The sequence below is a fragment of the Micromonospora sp. WMMA1949 genome (assembly GCF_027460145.1).
GTDB lineage: Bacteria > Actinomycetota > Actinomycetes > Mycobacteriales > Micromonosporaceae > Micromonospora.
The window spans coordinates 3,801,119-3,821,450 of record NZ_JAPZBG010000001.1 but is presented as its reverse complement, the minus strand read 5'-3'; the positions used below and the strand labels follow the sequence as shown (position 1 = coordinate 3,821,450).

Annotated in this window: 16 protein-coding genes; 7 read left to right on the top strand and 9 right to left on the bottom strand. The window is 72.1% G+C overall.

Features of this window, described 5'->3' with window-relative positions:
• Position 1 precedes the first annotated feature (1 nt).
• The 4 genes from O7607_RS18050 (at position 2) to O7607_RS18035 (ending at position 4,867) form a co-directional block, all read left to right on the top strand.
• Positions 2 to 1,333, top strand: a complete 1,332-nt coding sequence (locus O7607_RS18050) for an aspartate aminotransferase family protein (protein WP_269704404.1) — start codon at positions 2 to 4, stop codon at positions 1,331 to 1,333.
• Between the two features lie 116 nt (positions 1,334 to 1,449).
• Complete coding sequence (locus tag O7607_RS18045) at positions 1,450 to 2,580, top strand: thiamine pyrophosphate-dependent dehydrogenase E1 component subunit alpha (protein WP_269704403.1); 1,131 nt, start codon at positions 1,450 to 1,452, stop codon at positions 2,578 to 2,580.
• Between the two features lie 29 nt (positions 2,581 to 2,609).
• Positions 2,610 to 3,584: an alpha-ketoacid dehydrogenase subunit beta gene (locus O7607_RS18040; protein WP_269704402.1), complete on the top strand. Its 975-nt coding sequence runs from the start codon at positions 2,610 to 2,612 to the stop codon at positions 3,582 to 3,584.
• Positions 3,585 to 3,598: 14 nt separating this feature from the next.
• A complete protein-coding gene (locus tag O7607_RS18035; RefSeq protein ID WP_269704401.1) occupies positions 3,599 to 4,867 on the top strand; it encodes a dihydrolipoamide acetyltransferase family protein in 1,269 nt (422 codons plus the stop codon).
• Between the two features lie 75 nt (positions 4,868 to 4,942).
• Here O7607_RS18035 and O7607_RS18030 read toward each other — a convergent pair whose 3' ends face one another.
• Genes O7607_RS18030 through pdxR form a run of 9 tightly spaced genes read right to left on the bottom strand, consistent with a single transcriptional unit; the run spans position 4,943 to position 15,886 of the window.
• Complete coding sequence (locus O7607_RS18030) at positions 4,943 to 7,243, bottom strand: arylsulfatase (RefSeq protein ID WP_269704400.1); 2,301 nt, start codon at positions 7,241 to 7,243, stop codon at positions 4,943 to 4,945.
• Between the two features lie 8 nt (positions 7,244 to 7,251).
• A complete protein-coding gene (locus O7607_RS18025; protein ID WP_269704398.1) occupies positions 7,252 to 8,007 on the bottom strand; it encodes an SDR family NAD(P)-dependent oxidoreductase in 756 nt (251 codons plus the stop codon).
• Positions 8,004 to 8,828 (bottom strand): ATP-binding cassette domain-containing protein, encoded by an 825-nt coding sequence (locus O7607_RS18020; RefSeq protein ID WP_187693387.1) that lies wholly within the window; start codon positions 8,826 to 8,828, stop codon positions 8,004 to 8,006. The genes O7607_RS18025 and O7607_RS18020 overlap by 4 nt, the downstream gene beginning before the upstream one ends.
• A complete protein-coding gene (locus O7607_RS18015; protein ID WP_269704397.1) occupies positions 8,825 to 9,811 on the bottom strand; it encodes an ABC transporter ATP-binding protein in 987 nt (328 codons plus the stop codon). The genes O7607_RS18020 and O7607_RS18015 overlap by 4 nt, the downstream gene beginning before the upstream one ends.
• A 5-nt stretch (positions 9,812 to 9,816) precedes the next feature.
• On the bottom strand, positions 9,817 to 10,701 hold the full coding sequence (locus O7607_RS18010) for an ABC transporter permease (RefSeq protein ID WP_013288207.1): 885 nt from the start codon (positions 10,699 to 10,701) through the stop codon (positions 9,817 to 9,819).
• Positions 10,698 to 11,642, bottom strand: a complete 945-nt coding sequence (locus O7607_RS18005; RefSeq protein WP_194800627.1) for an ABC transporter permease — start codon at positions 11,640 to 11,642, stop codon at positions 10,698 to 10,700. Before O7607_RS18005 ends, O7607_RS18010 begins: the two co-directional genes overlap by 4 nt.
• Before the next feature lie 22 nt (positions 11,643 to 11,664).
• On the bottom strand, positions 11,665 to 13,107 hold the full coding sequence (locus tag O7607_RS18000; RefSeq protein WP_269704395.1) for an aldehyde dehydrogenase family protein: 1,443 nt from the start codon (positions 13,105 to 13,107) through the stop codon (positions 11,665 to 11,667).
• Positions 13,104 to 14,348, bottom strand: coding sequence for a M20 family metallopeptidase (locus tag O7607_RS17995; RefSeq protein ID WP_269704394.1), 1,245 nt, complete (start codon positions 14,346 to 14,348; stop codon positions 13,104 to 13,106). The genes O7607_RS18000 and O7607_RS17995 overlap by 4 nt, the downstream gene beginning before the upstream one ends.
• 11 nt (positions 14,349 to 14,359) lie before the next feature.
• A complete protein-coding gene (pdxR, locus tag O7607_RS17990; protein WP_269704393.1) occupies positions 14,360 to 15,886 on the bottom strand; it encodes a MocR-like pyridoxine biosynthesis transcription factor PdxR in 1,527 nt (508 codons plus the stop codon).
• Between the two features lie 185 nt (positions 15,887 to 16,071).
• On the opposite strand from pdxR, the gene O7607_RS17985 reads away from it, so the two are divergent.
• From O7607_RS17985 to O7607_RS17975, 3 genes are all read left to right on the top strand, one after another.
• Positions 16,072 to 17,160: a 3-isopropylmalate dehydrogenase gene (locus tag O7607_RS17985; protein ID WP_269704392.1), complete on the top strand. Its 1,089-nt coding sequence runs from the start codon at positions 16,072 to 16,074 to the stop codon at positions 17,158 to 17,160.
• A gap of 7 nt (positions 17,161 to 17,167) precedes the next feature.
• The gene (locus tag O7607_RS17980) at positions 17,168 to 18,124 is read left to right on the top strand and encodes a formylglycine-generating enzyme family protein (protein WP_269704391.1); all 957 of its coding nucleotides are present in this window, start codon (positions 17,168 to 17,170) and stop codon (positions 18,122 to 18,124) included.
• Between the two features lie 124 nt (positions 18,125 to 18,248).
• Positions 18,249 to 19,769 (top strand): ABC transporter substrate-binding protein, encoded by a 1,521-nt coding sequence (locus tag O7607_RS17975; protein ID WP_269704390.1) that lies wholly within the window; start codon positions 18,249 to 18,251, stop codon positions 19,767 to 19,769.
• Positions 19,770 to 20,332: the final 563 nt, after the last annotated feature.

Below are 20,332 nucleotides of genomic sequence, written 5' to 3'. Positions count from 1 at the left end.
GATGAGCAGCAGCGCACGCCGCACCTACGAACTCGACCGGGCCCACGTCTTCCACTCCTGGTCCGCCCAGTCGCTGCTCGACCCGATGGTGGTCGAGCGGGCCGAGGGCTCGTACTTCTGGGACGGCGACGGGAACCGCTACCTGGACTTCTCGTCGCAGCTCGTCAACACCAACATCGGCCACCAGCACCCGGTGGTGGTCGCGGCGATCCAGGAGCAGGCCGCCAAGCTGTGCACCATCGCGCCGTCGTACGCCAACGACGCCCGCGGCGAGGCGGCCCGGCTGATCGCCGAGCTGACCCCGGCGGGCCTGGAGAAGGTGTTCTTCACCAACGGCGGCGCGGACGCGATCGAGCACGCCGTGCGGATGGCCCGGCTGCACACCGGCCGGCCGAAGGTGCTGTCGCAGTACCGCAGCTACCACGGCGGCACCCAGACCGCGGTGAACCTCACCGGCGACCCGCGCCGCTGGCCCAGCGACAACGGCACCGCCGGGGTCGTGCACTTCTTCGGCCCGTTCCTGTACCGGTCGGAGTTCGGCGCCACGACCGAGGAGGAGGAGTGCACGCTCGCGCTGCGCCACCTCGAACGCGTGGTGGAGATGGAGGGCCCGTCCACCATCGCCGCGATCGTGCTGGAGACGGTGCCGGGCACCGCCGGCATCATGCCGCCGCCGCCGGGCTTCCTCGCGGGCGTACGGGAGCTGTGCGACAGGCACGGCATCCTCTACATCGCCGACGAGGTGATGGCGGGCTTCGGGCGTACCGGCGCCTGGTTCGCGCTGGACCACTACGGCGTGGTGCCCGACCTGATCACCTTCGCGAAGGGCGTGAACTCCGGTTACGTCCCGCTCGGCGGTGTGGTGATCGCCGACCACGTGGCCGAGACGTTCGCCACCCGCGCCTACCCCGGCGGCCTGACCTACTCCGGTCACCCGCTGGCCACCGCCGCCGCCGTCGCCACCATCAACCTGATGCGGGACGAGCGGATCGTCGAGAACGCCGCCACGATCGGTGCCGACGTGCTGGGCCCGGGACTGCGCGAGCTGGCCGAACGGCACCCGAGCGTCGGTGACGTACGCGGGCTCGGCGTGTTCTGGGCGCTGGAACTGGTACGCGACCGCGAGTCGAAGGAGCCGCTGGCGCCGTACGGGTCGTCGTCGCCGGAGATGAACGAGGTGCTGGCCGCATGCAAGCGGGGCGGCCTGGTCGCGTTCGCGAACTTCAACCGGATCCACGTGGTGCCGCCGTGCACCGTGTCGGAGACGGAGGCCAAGGCGGGCCTGGCGATCCTCGACGAGGCGCTGACACTCGCCGACCGCCACACGGTCTGAGGCAATGCCCATCACCGCCCGCCGGGTCCACCCCGGCGGGCGGTCCCGTATCCGAGATCCGCGAGACGGCCGGTGACCCCGGTGACGCGGAGACCGACGCACCCAGAAGGTGACGAATGACTACCGTAGATCTCGCCGACCCACCGGTCACCAACCCCTTCGCCGGCACCACCGGCCTTCCGCGTACGTCCGAGGGCTGGACCCAGCTCGTCGCCCCGGACGGGCGCCTGCACCCGGACGTCGACGCCGACCGTGACGCCCTCGGCCGCCTCACCCGCGACCTGTACCGGGGGATGCGGCTCGCCCGCCGCCTCGACGACGAGGCGTTCGCGTTGCAGCGACAGGGTGAGCTGGGCCTGTGGCTGCAGTGCCGCGGCCAGGAGGCCGCCCAGATCGGTTCGGTAGCGGCGGTACGCGCCGACGACTACGTCTTCCCGAGCTACCGGGAGCACGCCGCGGCCCTGTGGCGCGGCATCGGCCCGGCCGACCTGCTGCGTCAGTGGCGCGGCGTCGCGCACAGCGGCTGGGACCCGGAGCCGTACGCGTTCCACATCTACACGCTGGTGCTGGCCGCCCAGCTGCTGCACGCCACCGGGTACGCCCTCGGGGTGCAGCGCGACGGCAGCGACACGGTCGTCGTCACGTACTTCGGTGACGGCGCCGCCAGCGAGGGCGACGCGAGCGAGGCGATGAACATCGCCGCCGTGAACGCCGCCCCGATGGTGTTCTTCTGCCAGAACAACCAGTGGGCCATCTCGACGCCGACGGCGTCGCAGACGCGTACCCCGATCCACCGGCGCGGCGCCGGATTCGGCCTGCGCAGCGAGTGGGTCGACGGCAACGACGTGCTGGCGGTGTACGCGGTGACGTCGGCGGTGACCGAGCACGCCCGGTCCGGCGCCGGCCCCGCGATCGTCGAGGCCACCACGTACCGGATGGGCGGGCACAGCACGTCCGACGACCCGACCCGGTACCGCACGGACGACGAGCTGGAGGCGTGGCGGGCGCGGGACCCGCTGGCCCGGGTCGAGGCGCTCATGCGCGCCGAGGGCTGGAGCGACGAGGCGTTCCTCGGCGAGATCCAGGCCGAGGCGGACGAACTGGCCGACCGGACCCGCCGGGAGTGCCTGGCCCTGACGGCGCCGGACCTCGCCGACGCCTTCGCCACGGTGCTGGCCGACGTGCCCCCGCTCCTGCGGGAGGAGCGCGACGCGTTCGTCGCCTACCGCGCCTCCTTCCTCGACTGACGCCCGCCCGCGATCGGAGAACTCGTTTCATGCTCACCCTCTGTCAGGCACTGAACTCCGGCCTGCGCCGCGCCATGGAGGACGACGACAAGGTCCTCCTGATGGGCGAGGACGTCGGCCGGCTCGGCGGCGTCTTCCGGGTCACCGACGGTCTCCAGAAGGACTTCGGTGAGGCCCGGGTGGTGGACACCACCCTCGCCGAGTCCGGGATCGTCGGCACCGCCATCGGGCTGGCGCTGCGCGGGTACCGCCCGGTCTGCGAGATCCAGTTCGACGGCTTCGTGTACCCCGCGTTCAACCAGATCGTCTCCCAGCTCGCCAAGATGCGGGCCCGCACCGGCGGCCGCACCGCCCTGCCGGTGGTGATCCGGATCCCGGTCGGTGGCGGCATCGGCGCGGTGGAGCACCACAGCGAGTCGAACGAGGCGTACTTCGCGCACACCGCCGGGCTGCGGGTCGTCTACTGCGCCAGCCCGGACGACGCGCACTGGATGATCCGGCAGGCCGTCGCCGGTGACGACCCGGTCATCTTCTACGAGCCGAAGCGCCGCTACTGGGTCAAGGGCGAGGTGACACCGGAGGACTCGGGGCCGCCGCTGCCACTGGACCGCGCCCGGACCGTACGGCCGGGCAGCGACGTGACGCTGCTGACGTACGGCGGCACTGTCGCCACCTGCGTGGCCGCCGCCGAGGCCGCGGCGCAGGAGGGCCGCGACATCGAGGTGATCGACCTGCGGTCCATCTCCCCGCTGGACGTGGCGACCATCGAGGAGTCGGTGCGCCGCACCGGCCGGGCGGTGGTGGTCCACGAGGCCCCCACGTTCGCCGGGTTCGGTGCCGAGGTCGTCGCGCAGGTGACGAGCCGGTGCTTCTACTCGCTGGAGGCGCCGGTCGAGCGGGTCGGCGGGTTCAACCTGCCGTACCCGCCGGCGAAGGTCGAGGAGGAGTACCTGCCCGACCTGGACCGGATCCTCGACGCCGTCGACCGCGTCCTGGCCGCCTGAAGGGAGAGGTACACGTGACCGTTCAGCAGTTCCGTCTGCCCGACGTCGGCGAGGGCCTCACCGAGGCCGAGATCGTCACCTGGCGGGTCGCACCGGGCGATCCGGTCGGCCTCAACGACGTCATCGTAGACATCGAGACCGCCAAGGCCGTGGTCGAGCTGCCCAGCCCGTACGCCGGGGTGGTGGACCGCCTCCTGGCCGAGGCGGGGCAGACCGTCGAGGTCGGCTCGCCGATCATCGCGATCCGGACCGGGGACGACCCGGACGCCGCGCCGGCCGCCGCATCGCCGGCCACCGAGGAGCCCGCCGAGGAACGCACCGCGGTGCTCGTCGGCTACGGGGTCTCCGCCCAGGCGCGGACGCGGCGGCCACGCCGCGCCACGCCGTCGGTACGCCCGGCCGAGCCGGCCCGCCCGGCGCACACGTCCCGGCCGCCGGTGCTCACCAAGCCGCCGCTGCGCAAGCTCGCCAAGGACCTCGGTGTGGAGCTGACCGAGGTGCGCGGCAGCGGCCCCGGCGGCCGGATCACGCGCCAGGACCTGCTCGACCACACCACCGGCCCGGCGCCGGCGACCGACGCCCGGCGGGACGAGCGCCTGCCCGTGCGCGGGGTTCGCAAGGCGACCGCCGCCGCCATGGTCGCCAGCGCGTTCACCGCGCCGCACGTCACCGAGTTCCTCACCGTCGACATGACCGGCACCGTCGAGTTCGTGGACCGGCTGAAGCAGGACCCGGCCTTCCAGGGGGTGAAGGTCAGCCCATTGCTGGTGGCGTCGCTGGCGGTGCTGGACGCCGTCCGCCGGCATCCGGACGTGAACGCCAGCTGGGACGAGGAGAACCAGGAGATCGTCCGGTTCGCCGACGTCAACCTGGGCATCGCCGCCGCGACGCCGCGCGGCCTGCTCGTGCCGAACATCAAGGCCGCGCAGACCCTTCCGGTACGGGACCTCGCGGTCGCCCTCAACGAGCTGGCGAGCACCGCGCGGGAGGGCCGCACCCGTCCCGCCGACCTGGCCGGCGGGACGATCACCATCACCAACATCGGCGTGTTCGGCGTGGACGCCGGCACTCCGATCCTCAACCCCGGCGAGGCGGCGATCCTCTGCCTCGGCGCGCTGCGCCGGATGCCGTGGGTGGTCGACGAGCAGGTCGTTCCCCGGTGGACGGTGCAGTTGTCGCTGTCGTTCGACCACCGGCTGGTGGACGGGGAACTGGGCAGCCGGGTGCTCGCCCACGTCGGCCGGTTCCTGGAGGACCCGCTGTGGGGTCTGGCCCTGCGCTGAGGCCCCGGTGGACGGACGGCGCGTGGACGGACAACGAGGTCCGTCCACGCGCCGTCGCCGTACGCGGGGCCCGCGTCAGTCCACGACCTCGAACCCGACGCCGGCCGACGGACGCGGCGCGACGTCGCCCGCCGGGGCGATGGGCTCACCCACCTCCTCGGACGCGGCGAGCCGGAACCGCACGTACTCCAGCTCGCCGGAGAACTCGTGCCGGGCCGGGTAGCTCGGCGACACCGGCGAGTGGATGCTGCGGCCGACGTCCATGCCGGCGAACCCGTGGAAGAACGGCAGCAACCGCGGGAACAGCGCCTCGCCCGCCGCCTCGCCGTCCACGAACAGCCGGCCGGTGCCCTGGCAGTCGGCGGTCTTGGTCAGCTCGAAGGTCAGCTCCACCGGGCCCAGCGGCAACTCGCCCTCGGACCGCAGCACGTAGTGGGTGCCGAGGTGGTTGTACTCGTACACCAGGTGGTTGTCCTGGATGTGCAGCACGTAGCCGCCGCTGACGTTGCCGAGCACCACGATCACGCCGCCCTGGGTGGCGTCGGTGCGGTGCACCCGGGCGGTGACGGCGTGCGAGCGGTTCATCGTCGGCGGCACCGCCGCGCCGGAGATCGTCGGTACGCCCGCCAGGTAGGTGAAGTCCAGCCGGTCCCGTACCGATCCGGGTCGCGGCACCCGGGCCCGGACCGCGAATCCCCTGTCGTCCAGCGGCAGCACGTCGTAGCGGGCCGCCTCGATCCAGAACTCCTCGATGAGGCGCCGCAGCACCTCCGGATGCTCGGCGGCCAGGTCGCGGCTCTCGGTCGGGTCCTCGTCGATCCGGTACAGCTCCCAGCGGTCCTCGTCCCACGAGGTGCCCCGCTCGTGGAACGCGACGGCCTTCCAGCCCTGGTGGTAGATGCCGCGATGGCCGAACATCTCGAAGTACTGGCGGTCCCGCGACGGTGGCGCCGCCGGGTCGCGCAGCCCGTCGCGGAAGCTACGGCCGTGCAGCGGCATCTGCGGGACGCCCCGGCGCACCGCGGGCGGCTGCACCCCGACGAGGTCCAGCACCGTCGCGGTGACGTCGATGCTGTGCTGGAACTGCGTCCGCACTCCCCCGCCGGGTACGTCACCGGCCGGCCAGCTCAGCACGAACGGCACCCGGACCCCGCCCTCGTGGGTGTGCTGCTTGTAGCGGCGGAACGGGGTGTTGCTGACCTGGGCCCAGCCCAGCGGATAGTTGCTCTGCGCGCGCGGGCCGCCGATCTCGTCGATCCGGGCCAGGCTGTCCTGGAGGTTCTCCGGCACCCGGTTCTGGAACGCGGTCGGGTTGAGCGTGCCCAGCGGCGTGCCCTCGGGGCTCGCCCCGTTGTCCGACATGACCACGAAGATCGTGTTGTCGAGCCGGCCGATCCGATCCAGGAAGTCGACCAGGCGCCCGAGCTGGGCGTCGGTGTGGTCGACCATCGCCGCGTACGCCTCCTGCATGCGGGCGAACAGGCGCCGCTGCTCCGGCGGCACGTCGTCCCACGGGACGACGCCGGGGTTGTGCGGTGGCAGCGGCGCGTCCGGCGGGACGATGCCGAGCCCGATCTGCCGCCGGTGCCGGTCCGCGCGGATGACGTCCCAGCCGGCGTCGTAGCGGCCCCGGTACTTCGCCAGGTACTCCGGCGGGGCCTGGTGCGGCGCGTGCGCGGCGGCGTACGCCAGGTACAGGAAGAACGGCTTCTCCGGGGTGAACGAGGTCTGGTCCCGGACGAACCCGATGGCCCGGTCGGTCAGGTCCTCGGTCAGGTGGTAGCCCTCCTCCGGGGTGGCCGGCGGGTCCACCTGGTGGTTGTCGTACACCAGTTCCGGATAGAAGTTGTCGGTCTCGGCCTCCAGGAAGCCGTAGTACCGCTCGAAGCCACGGCCCAGCGGCCACTGGTCGTACGGGCCGGACGGCGTGGTGTGCTCCAGCGGCGCGACGTGCCACTTGCCGACCGCCATGGTGTTGAACCCGGCGTCGCCGAGCATCTCCGCGACGGTGGCAGCGGCGTGGGTGATCCGCCCCCGCCCGCTCGGGAAGCCGCTGTCGAAGTTGGACAGCATGCGCATGCCGACGCTGTGGTGGTTGCGGCCGGTGAGCACGCTGGCCCGGGTCGGCGAGCACAGCGGCGAGGTGTGGAAGTTGGTGTACCGCAGCCCGGACGCGGCCAGCCGGTCGATCGTCGGGGTGTCGATCTCGGCGCCGAAGCAGCCGAAGTCGGCGAACCCGACGTCGTCCAGCAGGACGTACACCACGTTCGGGGTGCCCGGCGCGGCCGACTGCGGCGCGCTCCAGTGCTCCGTCGACTCGTGGTAGGTGCGCCCGATCGTGCCCTCGTACGGAGGGTCCGCCAGCGAACTGGTCACCTGGCGCCTCAGCCGGCCGTCGTGCCGCCGTCGAGGACGAGCGTGTGGCCCGTCACCATCCGCGCCTCGTCGCTGGCGAGGAACACCACCGCGTCGGCGGAGTCGCGCGGCGTCGCCATGCGGCCCAGCGGGATCGACGCCCGGAAGTTCTCCCGGGCGCTGTCCGGCACGTCACCCATGCCGCCGAGGAACGCCGAGAGCATCGGCGTCTCGGTCGCCGCCGGGGCGATCGCGTTGACCCGGATGCCGTGCGGCGCGAGTTCCAGCGCCAGCGCCTTCATCAGACCGATGACGCCGTGCTTGGCGGCGGTGTAGGGCGCGTACCGGGGGCGGGCGATGACCGCCTGCAGCGACGCGGTGAACACGATCGCGCCGCCACCGGCCTCGATCAGCGCGGGCGCGGCGGCCTGCGCGGTCCAGAACGCGCCCTTGAGGTTGACGTCGACCACGCGGTCCAGCGTCGCCTGGTCCACCTCGTCCAGCGGGCCGGTGAACGGCGTACCGGCGTTGGCGTGCATGAGGTCGAGCCGGCCGAACCGCTCGACGGCGGTCTCGACGGCGGCGCGGCAGTCGGCGGCCCGGGTGACGTCGCAGGCCACGCCGACGACGGCGGACCCGAAGTCGGCGGCCGCCTTGGCGGCGCGGTCGCCGTCGAGGTCGGCGATGACCACGCGCGCACCCTCCTCGACGAGCCGGCCGACGGTGGCCAGTCCGATGCCGCTGGCGCCTCCGGTGACGACGGCGACGCGGTCAACCAACCTCATGTGCTGCTCCTGTTGAATCGGTCCAGGAGGTCGCCGCTCAGGGTGGGCACCGCGGACAGCAGCCTCTGGGTGTAGGGGTGCTGAGGGTCGGAGTAGATCGATTCGGTGTCACCCGTCTCGACGATCCGGCCCTGGTTCATCACCGCGATCCGGTCGCAGAGGTACCGGACCACGGACAGGTCGTGGGAGACCAGGATCAGGGTCAGCTTGAACTGCTCGGCCAGGTCGGTGAGCAGGTTGAGGATCTGCGCGCGCACCGACACGTCGAGCGCGCTGACCGGCTCGTCCCCGACGATGACCTTCGGCCCGGCCGCGAGGGCCCGGGCGATCGCGATGCGCTGCCGCTGACCGCCGGAGAACTGGTGCGGGTAGCGGGTCACCGCCTCCTCGGGCAGGCCCACCGAGTGCATCAGCTCGGCCACGCGGGCCCGGTGGTCGCCGGGCAGGCGCAGCGCGCGCATCGGCTCCGCGATGATGTCCGCGACGCGCATCCGCGGGTTCAGCGACGACATCGGGTCCTGGAGCACCATCTGCACGTCGCGGCGCAGGAACGCGAGCTTCCGCTCCGGTACGCCGCTGATCCGCTGCCCGTTGTAGAACGCGGTGCCGGACGTCGGCCGGTCGAGGGCCATGAGGATGCGCGACAGTGTGGACTTGCCGGAGCCGCTCTCCCCCACGATCCCGAACGCCTCGCCCTCGTGGACCTGCACGCTCACGCCGTCGAGCGCGCGGATCGGCTGGCCCGGCGTACGCAGCGACCGCCGCGGGGCGCGATACTCGCGCACCACGTCGACGGCTTCCAGCAACGGGGTGGTGGTCATGCGCTGGCCTTCCCGCTTCCTAGGGGCTGGTCGCTCTCGATCGGGTGGTGGCAGGCCGCCCGCTGGGTGCTGCCGGGCGGCGCCGTCAGCAGCGGCACCGTGCCGCAGACGTCGTCGGCGCGCGGGCAGCGGTTGCGGTACACGCAGCCGGTGGGGAACGACCCGAGCGACGGGACGCGGCCCGGGATCGTCGACAGCCGGCCGCTTCCGTCGGTGCTCTCCAGCACCGTGGACGCCCGCAGGCCCGCCGTGTACGGGTGCCGGGGCGAGTCGAACACCGTCGCCACGTCGCCGTGCTCGACGATCGAGCCGCCGTACATGACGAGCAGTTCCTCGCAGATGCTGGCGACCACCGGCAGGTCGTGCGTGATGAGCAGCAGCGACGCGCCCTCCTCGCGCACCAGCGTGTCCATCAGCCGCAGCATCTCCGCCTGCACCGTGACGTCCAGCGCCGTGGTGGGCTCGTCCGCGACGAGCACGGCCGGGTCGCACGCCAGCGCGATGGCCAGTACGACGCGCTGCCGCTGACCGCCGGAGAGCTGGTGCGGGTACTTGCGCGCGGTCCGGTCGGGCTCGGGCAGCTGGACCCGTTCGAGCAGTTCGGTGGCCCGGGCCGAGGCCGCCGCGCGGCTCATCCCCTTGTGCAGCCGCAGTGACTCGGCGACCTGGTTGCCGACCCGCATCAGCGGGTTGAGCGCCGTCATCGGCTCCTGGAACACCATGGCGATGTCGTTGCCGCGGACCGCGCACATCTCCTTGTCGGAGAGGTCGAGCAGGTTCCGGCCGTTCAGCAGCACCCGGCCCGACGCCGTCACACCGTGGGGCAGCAGGCCCATCAGCGCGAGCGCGGTCAGGGACTTGCCGCAACCGGACTCGCCGATCAGCCCCATCCGCCGGCCCCGCCCGATCTCGAACGAGACGCCCTTGACGGCCTGGATGTCGTGGACCTTGACGACGAGGTCCTCCACCACGAGCCCGCTCACGCCGCTCACCGTCCTCTCAGCCGCGGGTCGAGGGCGTCGCGCAGCCCGTCGCCCATGAGGTTGAAGCCGAGCACCGACAGGGCGATGGCCAGACCGGGCCAGACGGCGAGCATCGGCTGCACGACGAAGTAGTTCTGGGCCTCCTGGAGCATCCGGCCCCAGGTGGGGGTCGGTGGCGGGGTGCCGTACCCGAGGTAGGACAGCGCCGCCTCGGCGAGCACCGCGTGCGCGAACGACACCGACGCCTGCACGATGAGCAGGGCGGCGATGTTGGGCAGCACGTACCGGACCATGAGCACCACCCCCCGGCGGCCGTAGCTGCGCGCGGCCAGCACGAAGTCGCTCTGCAGCACCTGCATCGCGCCGGCCCGGGTGAGGCGGCCGAACACCGGCACGTTGGCGACGCCGATGGCGATCATGCCGGTGAGGGTGGAGGCGCCGAAGCCGGCCGCCAGGATGATCGCCAGCAGGATGGCCGGGAAGGCGAACACGATGTCCAGCGCCCGCATCACCGGCTCGCTGAGCCAGCGGTGCCCGGTGGCGGCGAGCAGACCCAGGGGTACGCCCACAGCGGCGGCGATCGCGACGGCGACGACACCGACGAACAGTGTTGTCCGCGCGCCGACGAGGAGCTGGCTGACGATGTCCCGGCCGAAGTGGTCGGTGCCGAGCCAGTGGTCCCCGCCCGGGGAGAGCAGCGTCTGCGACGGGTCGACCCGGGTGGGGTCGTACGGCGTCCAGAGGAACGACACCAGCGCGGTGAGGACGACCAGGCCCACCAGGCCGGCGCCGATCACCAGCGTGAGGTTCCAGCGGCGGCGCGGCTTGACCGGGCCGGCCGCGACGACGTCGGCGGTGGCGTCCGGTGGGGCGTCGGCGACTGATGTCATGCCTTGCTCCTCAGCCTGGGGTCGACCGCGTGGTACACCACGTCGACGACGAAGTTGATCAGAAGCACCGCGGCGGTCAGCACCATCACGGTGCCCTGCACCTTCAGCAGGTCGCGGTTGCCGACGTCCTGCAGCAGCATCCGGCCGAGACCGGGCAGGCCGAAGACGTTCTCGATCACGACGGTGCCGATGAGCAGCGTCGCGAGTTGCAGACCGAGGACGGTGATGACCGGGATGGCCGCGTTGCGCAGCGCGTGCCGGGTCAGCGCCTGCGAGCGGCTGAGCCCCTTGGCCCGCGCGGTCTGGATGAAGTCCTCCTGCATGACCTCGACCACCGCGGACCGGACGTAGCGCATCAGGATCGCGCCCTGGGCCACGCCGAGGACCAGCGCCGGCATCAGCAGGGCCTGCACGGCGCCGCCGACGTCGTCCCATCCGGTGAACCCGCCGGCGGGCAGCCACTGCAGCTTCACCGCGAACACGGTGATGAGCAGGATGCCGAGCCAGAACGACGGCACGGCGATGCCGACCTGGCTCAGCGCCGACAGCGCCGTCCCGATCGCGGTCCGGCTCTTCACGGCGGCGAGGATGCCCAGCGGCACGGCGATGAGCAGCGCGAGCGTCATCCCGGCCAGGATCAGCGGCACCGTCACGCCGAGCTTGTCGGCGATCTCCGAGCCGACCGACACCCCGCTGAGCGGCGAGATGCCGAAGTCACCGCGGATCAGGCCGCCGGCCCAGTCGAGGTACCGCTCGGTGAACGGGCGGTTCGTCCCGAACTGTTCCCGCAGCGCCTCCAGCGCCTCGGGGGTGGCGTTCACACCCAGCATCGCCTGCGCCTGGTCGCCCGGCAGCAGCGACAGCATCGTGAAGACGAGGATCGACGCGGCGAACAGGGATACCGCGAGGATGGCCAGCCGCCGGACGAAGTAGATCACCATGCGTGTGTGCTCCCACTCCGAATCATGGCCTGATCATCACCATCTTGGTCACGGTCAGCTCCTCCATGGCGAAGCGCGGTCCCTCCCGGCCGATGCCGGAGTCCTTGACGCCGCCGTACGGCATGTTGTCGGCGCGGAAGCCGGGCACCTCGTTGACGAGCACCCCGCCGACGTCGAGACGGCGCACGACGTCCAGGGCCACCGCCAGATCACGGGTGAAGACGGCGGCCTGGAGCCCGTAGCGCGACCTGTTGACCAGCTCGACCGCGGCGTCCATGTCCGGCACCGACCGGACGCAGACCACCGGCCCGAAGATCTCCTCCGCCCAGCACTCGGCGTCCTCGGGGACGTCGACGAGCACCGTCGGTTGCAGCACCCGGCCCTGCGCCGTACCGCCGGCCAGGCAGCGCGCACCGGCGGCGACCGCGCGATCCACCCAGGAGTGGACCCGCTCGGTGGACGCCTCGTCCACCAGGGCGGACACCCGGGTGTCGGCGGACCGGGGGTCACCGGTGGTGACCGTCGCCAGCAGCGGCTGGAGGCGTTCCAGCAGCGCCTCGCGGACCGGCTCCTCGACGATCACCCGCTGCACGCTGATGCACGCCTGACCGGAGGCGTAGAACCCCCCGCGTACGACCGCTTCCGCGGCCCGGTCCAGGTCGGCGTCGCGGCCGACGACGAGCGCCGCGTTGGACCCGAGTTCGAGCAGCACCTTGCGCGGGGCCGCGGCGCGGGCGATCTGGTGGCCGACCTGCGCCGACCCGGTGAACGACACGGCGGCGACGCCGGGATGCGTGGTCAGGAGCTTGCCGACCTCGACGCCACCGGTGACGAGCTGGACCCCGGCGGCCGGGCAGCCCGCCCGGCGGAACAGGTCGACCAGCACCAGCGTGGCCAGCGGCGTGTTCGGCGCCGGCTTGACGATCACCGGGCAGCCCGCCGCGACCGACGGCGCGACCTTGTGGGCGGCCAGGAGCAGGGGGTAGTTGAATCCGGTGATGCCGACGACGACACCGACCGGGCGGCGCACCCAGAAGCCGAGCATGCCCTCGCCGGCCGGCTGCATGTCCAGTGCCACCGTCTCGCCGGTCAGGTGCCCGACCTCCTCGGCGGCGGTCTCCAGCGTGACCAGCGTGCGGGCGACCTCGACCCGGCAGTCGACGAGCGGCTTGCCGGTCTCCAGGACCAGCAGCTCGGCGAGGTCGTCGGCGCGGGCGCGCACCTCGGCGGCGACTGTCGTCAGGATCGCGCGCCGCCGGTGACCGGGCAGGCCGGCCATCTCCGCGGCGACCTCCCGCGCGGCTTCGACAGCCGCCTCCCCGTCGGCGATGTCGCCCCACGGCGCCTGGGTCACGATGCTGCCGTCGTACGGGAACCGGACCGGCGCGGTCTGCGCGGTGGTGGTCCAGCCCGCGCCGATCGGCAGGCCGGCGGGCAGCGCGTTCAGCAGCTCCTGCGCGGTCACGACGCCGCACCCGACCGGGCGCCGGTGGCCCCGTTGAGGAAGGCCAGCGCCGCCTCGGCGTAGACCTTCGTCTTGCGGACGATGTCGTCGACCTCGACGTACTCGTCGGGCTGGTGGGCGATCCACTTCGGGCCCGGGCCGTACACGACGTTCGGGATGCCGCTGTCGCGCCACAGGATCGTGCCGTCGGTCGCGCCGGGCACGCCGCCGAAGACCGGCTCGGCGCCGGTGACGGCGCGGTGCGCGTCGGCCACGGCGAGCGAGATCGGGTGGTCCTCCGGGGTGACCGCGCACGGCCGGTCGTCGACGACCTCGACGGCGAAGGTGACGCCGTGCCGGGCGCCGATGGCGTCGGCGTCGGCGCGGACGCGCGCGGCGAGGGCGGCGTGGTCGACACCGGGTACGGTCCGGCAGTCCACGCCGAGCACGGCGCGGCCGGGGATGACGTTGAGCTGGTCGGCGGAGCCGGCGTCCAGGACCGTGGGCGTCAGGTACGTCGGGCCGAGGTGCACGTGCTCACCCGGGTCGGCCTGCAACTCCTTCTGGTACCGGCCGAGCGCGGCGACCAGCTCGGCCACCGCCGGTACGGGGTTGCGGCCGTGCTGCGGCATCGCGCCGTGCGCCATCTTGCCGGTGCACGTGACCAGCAGCCGGACGGCGCCCTTGGCGACCGCGCAGATCTCCTCCGCCTCCGGCTCGCAGATGATCGCGGCGTCCACCTCACCGGCCAGCGGCGTCGTGGTGAAGTGCTTCGCCCCGAGCATCTGGCCCTCCTCGTCCACCAGGGCCGCCACCACGATCCGGCCCGGGAACGGCCCGGCCAGCTCGACGGCCCGGGTCGCGTGGATCATCGCGGCGACACCGGCCTTCATGTCGGCGGAGCCGCGACCGTACAGCCGCCCGTCGACGATGTCGCCGCCGAACGGGTCGACGGTCCACTCCTCGGGAGCGCCCTCGGTGACGACGTCGGTGTGCCCCTCGAACATCAGCGTCGGGCCGGGCAGGCCACCGTCGACCACCGCGACGACGTTGGGACGCCCGGGGACGACCTCGGTGACCTCCGGTCGCCACCCGAAACCTCGCATGACCTCCGCGACGAGTTCCGCCGCGGGCTGCTCGCTGCGCCCGCGCCCCGCGTCCCAGGTCGAGGGGATGCGGACCAGGTCCTGGGTCAGCGTCACGACGGCTTGCTCGTCCACGAGATGGCCGGCGCGGAGGGAGGCGTGGGTGTCCGACGTCATGGCGTCGGAGGTTACGAACTCCGACCCCGGAGGGGAACGTCCAGTTTCCGGGTCGGTGGGGGTACCAGCCCTGGCCGGACCTGGTCTTCTACCGCCTCGACGACCCGTCGCACCCCCTCGTCGATCCGGTCCAGCGGCATCACCTGGTACCCCAGGCGCAGGTGGTGACGCGGTGCCGGCCGGGCAGCCCAGTACGGCGCGCCCGGGTCCAGCAGCACGCCCTGCCGGCGCAGTTCGCGGGCCAGTTCACCGGCGTCCAGCCCCGGCGGGCCGGTGATCCACCGGGCCAGTCCACCGCGCGGCACCGGCTGCGGTCCCCAGCGCACATGCCGCTCGACCGCCCGCACCATCTCCTCGTACAGCCCCAGGTAGTGGGCGCGGACGCGGCGCACGTGGCGGGCCAGGTCGCGGCTGGCGATCATCTGCGCGAGGGCGCGTTGCATCGGGCCGGGCGGGTGACGCAGCACGTAGCGGGAACGGGCCCGCATGGCGTCCACGAGCGCCGGGGACGCCACCACGTAACCGAGCCGCAGGCCCGGCGCCAGCAGCTTGCTGAAGCTGCCGAGGTAGACCACGCGGTCCTCGTCGTCGAGCGCCCGCACCGCCACCGCGGGCATCCCCCGGAACGTCATCTCCGGGTCGTAGTCGTCCTCGATCACGACCGTGTCCGCCGCCCCGGCCCGGCGCAGCAGCTCCTCCCGCCGGGACGCCGACATGGTCGCGCCGGTCGGGTACTGGTGGCTCGGCGTGACGTAGACGAGCTGGGCGCCGTGCAGGTCGGCCGGCAGGTCCTCGACGACCAGGCCGTCCTCGTCGACCCGGCCGGGCACCACGTCGGCGCCGGCCATCTGCATGATCGTCCGGGCGTCCGGGTAGCCGGGGTCCTCGACGAGCACCACGCTGCCCGGCCGGACGAGGACGCTCGCCAGCAGGTGCAGCGCGTGCGTCGAACCCAGCGTGATCATCACCTGGTCCGGGTGGGCGGAGATGCCGCGCGCGGGCAGCACGTGCTCGCAGAGCTGACGCACCAGCTCCGGGTCGTCGGCCTGGCCGGCGTCCCCGATGACCCGGGACAGCCCGTCCTGCCGCAGCGCCTCACGCTGCGCCCGCTCCCACGCGCCGATCGGGAACATGGACGGGTCGGGCTGGCCGACCACGAACGGGAACGGCGCCCGCGACCAGGCCGGATCCCGGTGTACCGGCGTGGGCGGCGGTTCCGGCAGCCGCGCCTCCCAGTCGATCGGCTGCATCGGCGAGCGGGCGGTCCGCCGCGCGGCCCGCATCCGCACCACCGCGTCGGAGGAGACGTAGAGACCGCGCCGCGGAACGGTCACGATCAGACCCTGCTCCATGAGCCGGTCGTACGCGGTCAGCACCGTGTTCCGGGAGACGCCGAGCGCCTCGGCCAGGCGGCGCGTGCTCGGCAGCGGGCCGTCGTCGTACTGCCCGGCGAGGATGGCGTCCTCTAGCCCGGTGATGATCTGTTCGTAGAGCGGAACCGTGCTCTGCGGGTTGACCGGCAGCAGGAAATCCGCCACCTCGACCTCCCACCTCCGCGGGGGTCTCGCCTCGTCCCGTCGTCGTACGCCCTGCACACGCCCTGTGCGTCCCGCTGGTACCAGCCTAGCCGGAGACCTGGACCTGTTGCGGAGGGCCCGTTCCCGCCACGCTTGGCCGGGCGATGGCAGGTGACGGTCTCCTGCACGCGGACAGGGGTGGACTCATGAGCGCCCAGCGAATCGCGCTGGTGCCCGGCGACGGCATCGGACCGGAGGTCACCGCGCAGGCGGTCAAGGCGTGCGACGCCGCCGCCCGACGGTTCGGGATCGACCTGGTCTGGGAGGACTACGAACTCGGCGCGGACTACTGGCGGATAACCGGCCAGGTCGTACCGCCGGACGTGGAGCAGGAACTGGCCAAGGCGGACGCCATTCTCTTCGGCGCCGTCGGCGACCCGTCGGTGCCGCCCGGCGTGCTCGAACGCGGCCTGGTGATCCACCTGCGGACCGCGTTCGACCAGTACGTGAACCTGCGGCCGGTCAAGCTGCTGCCCGGCGTGCCCACGCCCATCGGCGGCCTGCGCCCCGAGCAGTGCGACCTGGTGATCCTGCGGGAGAACACCGAGGGCGCGTACGTCGGCGCCGGCGGCTTCATCCACCGGGGCGGGCCGGACGAGATCGCCACCCAGGAGTCGGTCAACACGCGCAAGGGGGTCGAACGCCTCATCCGGCACGGTTTCCGGCTGGCCCTGACCCGCCGCAAGCACGTGACCCTGGTGCACAAGGCGAACATCCTCACGTACGCCGGCGACCTGTGGCAGCGGACCTTCGAGGAGGTCGCGGCGGAGTACCCGGACATCGCTGTGGACTACGTCCACGTCGACGCGATGTGCCTCTACCTGGTGACGCAGCCGGAGCGGTTCGACGTGGTGGTCACCGACAACCTGTTCGGCGACATCATCACCGACCTCGGCGCCGCCGTGCAGGGCGGTCTCGGTCTGGCCGCCAGCGGCAACCTCAACCCGACCGGGTCGGCGCCGAGCATGTTCGAGCCGGTGCACGGCTCCGCGCCGGACATCGCCGGCCGTGGCTGGGCCAACCCCGCCGGCTCGATCCTCAGCGCCGCGCTGATGCTGGAGCACCTGGGCCACGCCGAGGCGGCCCGCAGCCTGGAGGACGGCGTGAAGGCGGTGCTGCCGCGCCTGGGCGCCATGCGCGGGCCGGAGATGGGCATGTCGACCGAGGACTTCGGCGACGCGGTCGCCGCCGTCATCGGCGAGGGCGCGTACCAGGCGGACGCCCTGCCGGCGTAGCGCGGATGTGAGCACCGAATCGGCTGAACACGGCGACGGCGGAGGAAGCCCTCCGCCGTCGCCGTGTTGCGCGCCGAAACGCCTGCCCGCCGCCGCCGGATCGACGTCCGGCCCGAGCGCCGTCCGCGCCGGCCCCGCCGGTACGGACGGCCTGATCGCGCTGCCCGGCGGCACCTTCCTCATGGGCACCGACGATCCGGAGGGCTTCCCGGAGGATCTGGAGGGGCCGGTCCGCCCGGTGACCGTGGCGCCGTTCGAGATCGCCGCGACACCGGTGACGAACCGGCAGTTCGCCCGCTTCGTCGACGCCACCGGCTACCGCACGGACGCGGAACGGTACGGCTGGTCGTTCGTCTTCCACCTGCTGCTGGCGCCGTCCGCACGCTCGTGGGTACTCGACGCCACGGTGCCGGGCGCACCCTGGTGGCTGGCGGTCGAGGGGGCGCACTGGGCCGCCCCGGACGGGCCCGGTTCGGACGTACGCGGACGCGAGCAGCATCCGGTCGTGCACGTCTCCCAGCGGGACGCCGAGGCGTACTGCCTGTGGTCCGGCACCCGGCTGGCCGCCGAGGCGGAGTGGGAGTACGCGGCGCGCGGCGGCCTGTCCCAGGCCCGCTACGCCTGGGGCGACGAGCTGACCCCGGGCGGGCGGCACCTGTGCAACATCTGGCAGGGCACCTTCCCCGCTGTCAACGCCGCGGACGACGGGTTCGTGGGCACCTCTCCGGTGACCGCGTTTCCGCCGAACGGCTACGGCCTGTACGACGTCGCGGGCAACGTTTGGGAACTCACGGCCGAACCCTGGCGCGACCATCGAGGCCGCATCTCACCAGGTGAGAGCGTCATCAGGGGTGGTTCGTATCTCTGCCACGACTCCTACTGCAACAGATACCGCGTGGCAGCACGGAGTCGGACCACCGTTGACTCCTCGAGTGGCAACACCGGGTTCCGCGTGGCCCGGTAGCCGGATGCTGATTGGTACCTGCCGACCCCGCTGAACTGGCCCTTTTGCATCGGGTACCACGCTCATAGTGTCCCGCCTCACAGGCTACGAGCGCCCTTGGCGTTCTTCGCGATGGGACACACGAATGAATCGGCTGAAGATAACGCTGCCCGCCGTGCTGCTCGCCACGGCGCTGGCTCTGACCGCGTGCAGTAGCGATGGTGACTCGGAGACCACCACCGGCGGTGGTGGTTCCGGCAACGGTACGGTCACCCTCGGTGCCTACCTCGAGCCGGTGAGCCTCGACCTGACCGCCGAGGCCGGCGCCGCGATCCCGCAGGTCCTGCTCTACAACGTGTACGAGGGCCTGGTGCGCCAGAACGCGGACACCGGCGAGGTGGAGCCGCTGCTGGCCACCGAGTGGAAGATGTCCGACGACGGCACCAAGTACACGTTCAAGCTCCGCGAAAACGTGACCTTCCACGACGGCCAGAAGCTCACCGCGCAGGACGTGGTGTGGAGCTTCAAGCGGGTGACCGCGGAGGGCTCGACGAACCCGTTCAAGTCCCAGATGACAGTCGTGAAGACCGTCGAGTCGCCGGACGCGTCCACCGTGGAGGTGACGCTGTCGCGGCCCAGCCAGAGCTGGCTGTTCGACGTCGCCGGCCGCGTCGGCGTGGTCCTCAAGGAGAACGCCACCGACCTGGGCACGAAGCCGAACGGCACCGGCCCCTTCAAGTTCGACAAGTGGAACCGCGGCGACAGCATCACGCTGGTGCGCAACGACGGCTACTGGGGCGAGAAGGCCAAGGTAGCCACCGCCGTCTTCCGCTACATCACCGACGCCAACGCCCTGAACAACGCGATGCTCTCCGGTCAGCTCGACATCGTGGCGAACATCCAGGCGCCGCAGCTGCTCGAGGTCTTCAAGGGCAACAAGCAGTTCGAGGTGGTCGAGGGCAAGACGACCGGTGAGGTCGTCATGGCGATGAACAACAGCAAGGGCCCGCTGGCCGACGTCCGGGTGCGCCAGGCCATCCGCCACGCGATCGACCACGACGCCCTCATCAAGACCGTCTGGTCCGGCTACGGCACGAAGATCGGCAGCATGGTGCCGCCGAGCGACCCGTGGTACGAGGACCGCACCGGCGACTTCCCGCACGACCCCGCCAAGGCCAAGCAGCTGCTCGCCGACGCCGGTCACGCCAACGGGCTCACCCTGACCATGGACGTCCCGCCGCCCGGCTACGCCCGCGCCTCCGCGCAGTTCGTCGCCTCGCAGCTCGCCGAGGTCGGCATCAAGGTGACCCAGAACAACGTCGAGATGCCGCAGTGGCTCGACAAGGTGCTCGGCAAGGCCAACTACGACCTGTCGATCATCGCCCACGTGGAGCCGCGTGACCTGGTCCGCTACGGCCAGCCGGACTACTACTACCGCTACAAGAACCCGGCCGTCACGCAGCTCATGAACGAGGCCGACACGGCCCTGGACGCGGCGACCCGGGACAAGAAGTTCGCCGAGGCCGCGAAGGTCATCTCGCAGGAGGCGGCCAGCGACTGGCTCTTCCTGCTGCCGAACCTGGCCGTGATCCGCGACGGCGTCGAGGGCTACCCGAAGGACGCGGTGACCCAGTCCTTCGACGTCACCAAGGTGTCCAAGAAGTAATCAGTTCCACGCACACGGAAGGACCTGGTGGGCTCCCGCCCACCAGGTCCTTCCGTCTTTCCGCCCGCTCCCCGCTCCCCGCTCCCCGCGATCTTGCACTTGCGGCCCCTGGCGCGGGGGATTCGACCCCGTTCGCCGGGGCACCAGGTGCAAGATCGACGCGCTAGGAGGGCCGGGGACGCCCGAGGAGCCGTGATCGGTGCGCAGTGGACTGACGCAGTCGAGGTGCTGCCCGCGTGTAGCCCTGCGCGTCCGGGACCGCAGGGCGTCGACACAACGCACTGCCGAGCGAGGGCTAAGCCGCGGTGGACGTGTTCCGCCCGGGCCGACGACCACGTCCAGCCCTGCGGTGCGGCCCCTGCGCTCGGCGCCAGCGCGATGCACAGGGGCTGCCGAGGGACGGCGCAATCCCGCTCGCGCTCCACACGCCAGGAGCTGACGTGCTGCGGAGTGAGTCGGTGTAGAACGCCACGCTCCGTCGATCTTGGAGTTGTGGCGCCTGGGATGCCCCGTATGCGAGCTGTGCGAGGTGCCGCAACTCCAAGATCGGCGGTCACATCAAG

What these genes read in the sequence shown, in the direction of transcription:
- O7607_RS18010 (WP_013288207.1), bottom strand. Translation starts at nt 10,701, where the DNA reads ATGACATCAGTCGCCGACGCCCCACCGGACGCCACCGCCGACGTCGTC.
- O7607_RS18040 (WP_269704402.1), top strand. Translation starts at nt 2,610, where the DNA reads ATGCTCACCCTCTGTCAGGCACTGAACTCCGGCCTGCGCCGCGCCATG.
- O7607_RS18005 (WP_194800627.1), bottom strand. Translation starts at nt 11,642, where the DNA reads ATGGTGATCTACTTCGTCCGGCGGCTGGCCATCCTCGCGGTATCCCTG.
- O7607_RS17985 (WP_269704392.1), top strand. Translation starts at nt 16,072, where the DNA reads ATGAGCGCCCAGCGAATCGCGCTGGTGCCCGGCGACGGCATCGGACCG.
- O7607_RS18050 (WP_269704404.1), top strand. Translation starts at nt 2, where the DNA reads ATGAGCAGCAGCGCACGCCGCACCTACGAACTCGACCGGGCCCACGTC.
- O7607_RS18020 (WP_187693387.1), bottom strand. Translation starts at nt 8,828, where the DNA reads ATGACCACCACCCCGTTGCTGGAAGCCGTCGACGTGGTGCGCGAGTAT.
- O7607_RS17995 (WP_269704394.1), bottom strand. Translation starts at nt 14,348, where the DNA reads ATGACGTCGGACACCCACGCCTCCCTCCGCGCCGGCCATCTCGTGGAC.
- O7607_RS18025 (WP_269704398.1), bottom strand. Translation starts at nt 8,007, where the DNA reads ATGAGGTTGGTTGACCGCGTCGCCGTCGTCACCGGAGGCGCCAGCGGC.
- O7607_RS17975 (WP_269704390.1), top strand. Translation starts at nt 18,249, where the DNA reads ATGAATCGGCTGAAGATAACGCTGCCCGCCGTGCTGCTCGCCACGGCG.
- O7607_RS18045 (WP_269704403.1), top strand. Translation starts at nt 1,450, where the DNA reads ATGACTACCGTAGATCTCGCCGACCCACCGGTCACCAACCCCTTCGCC.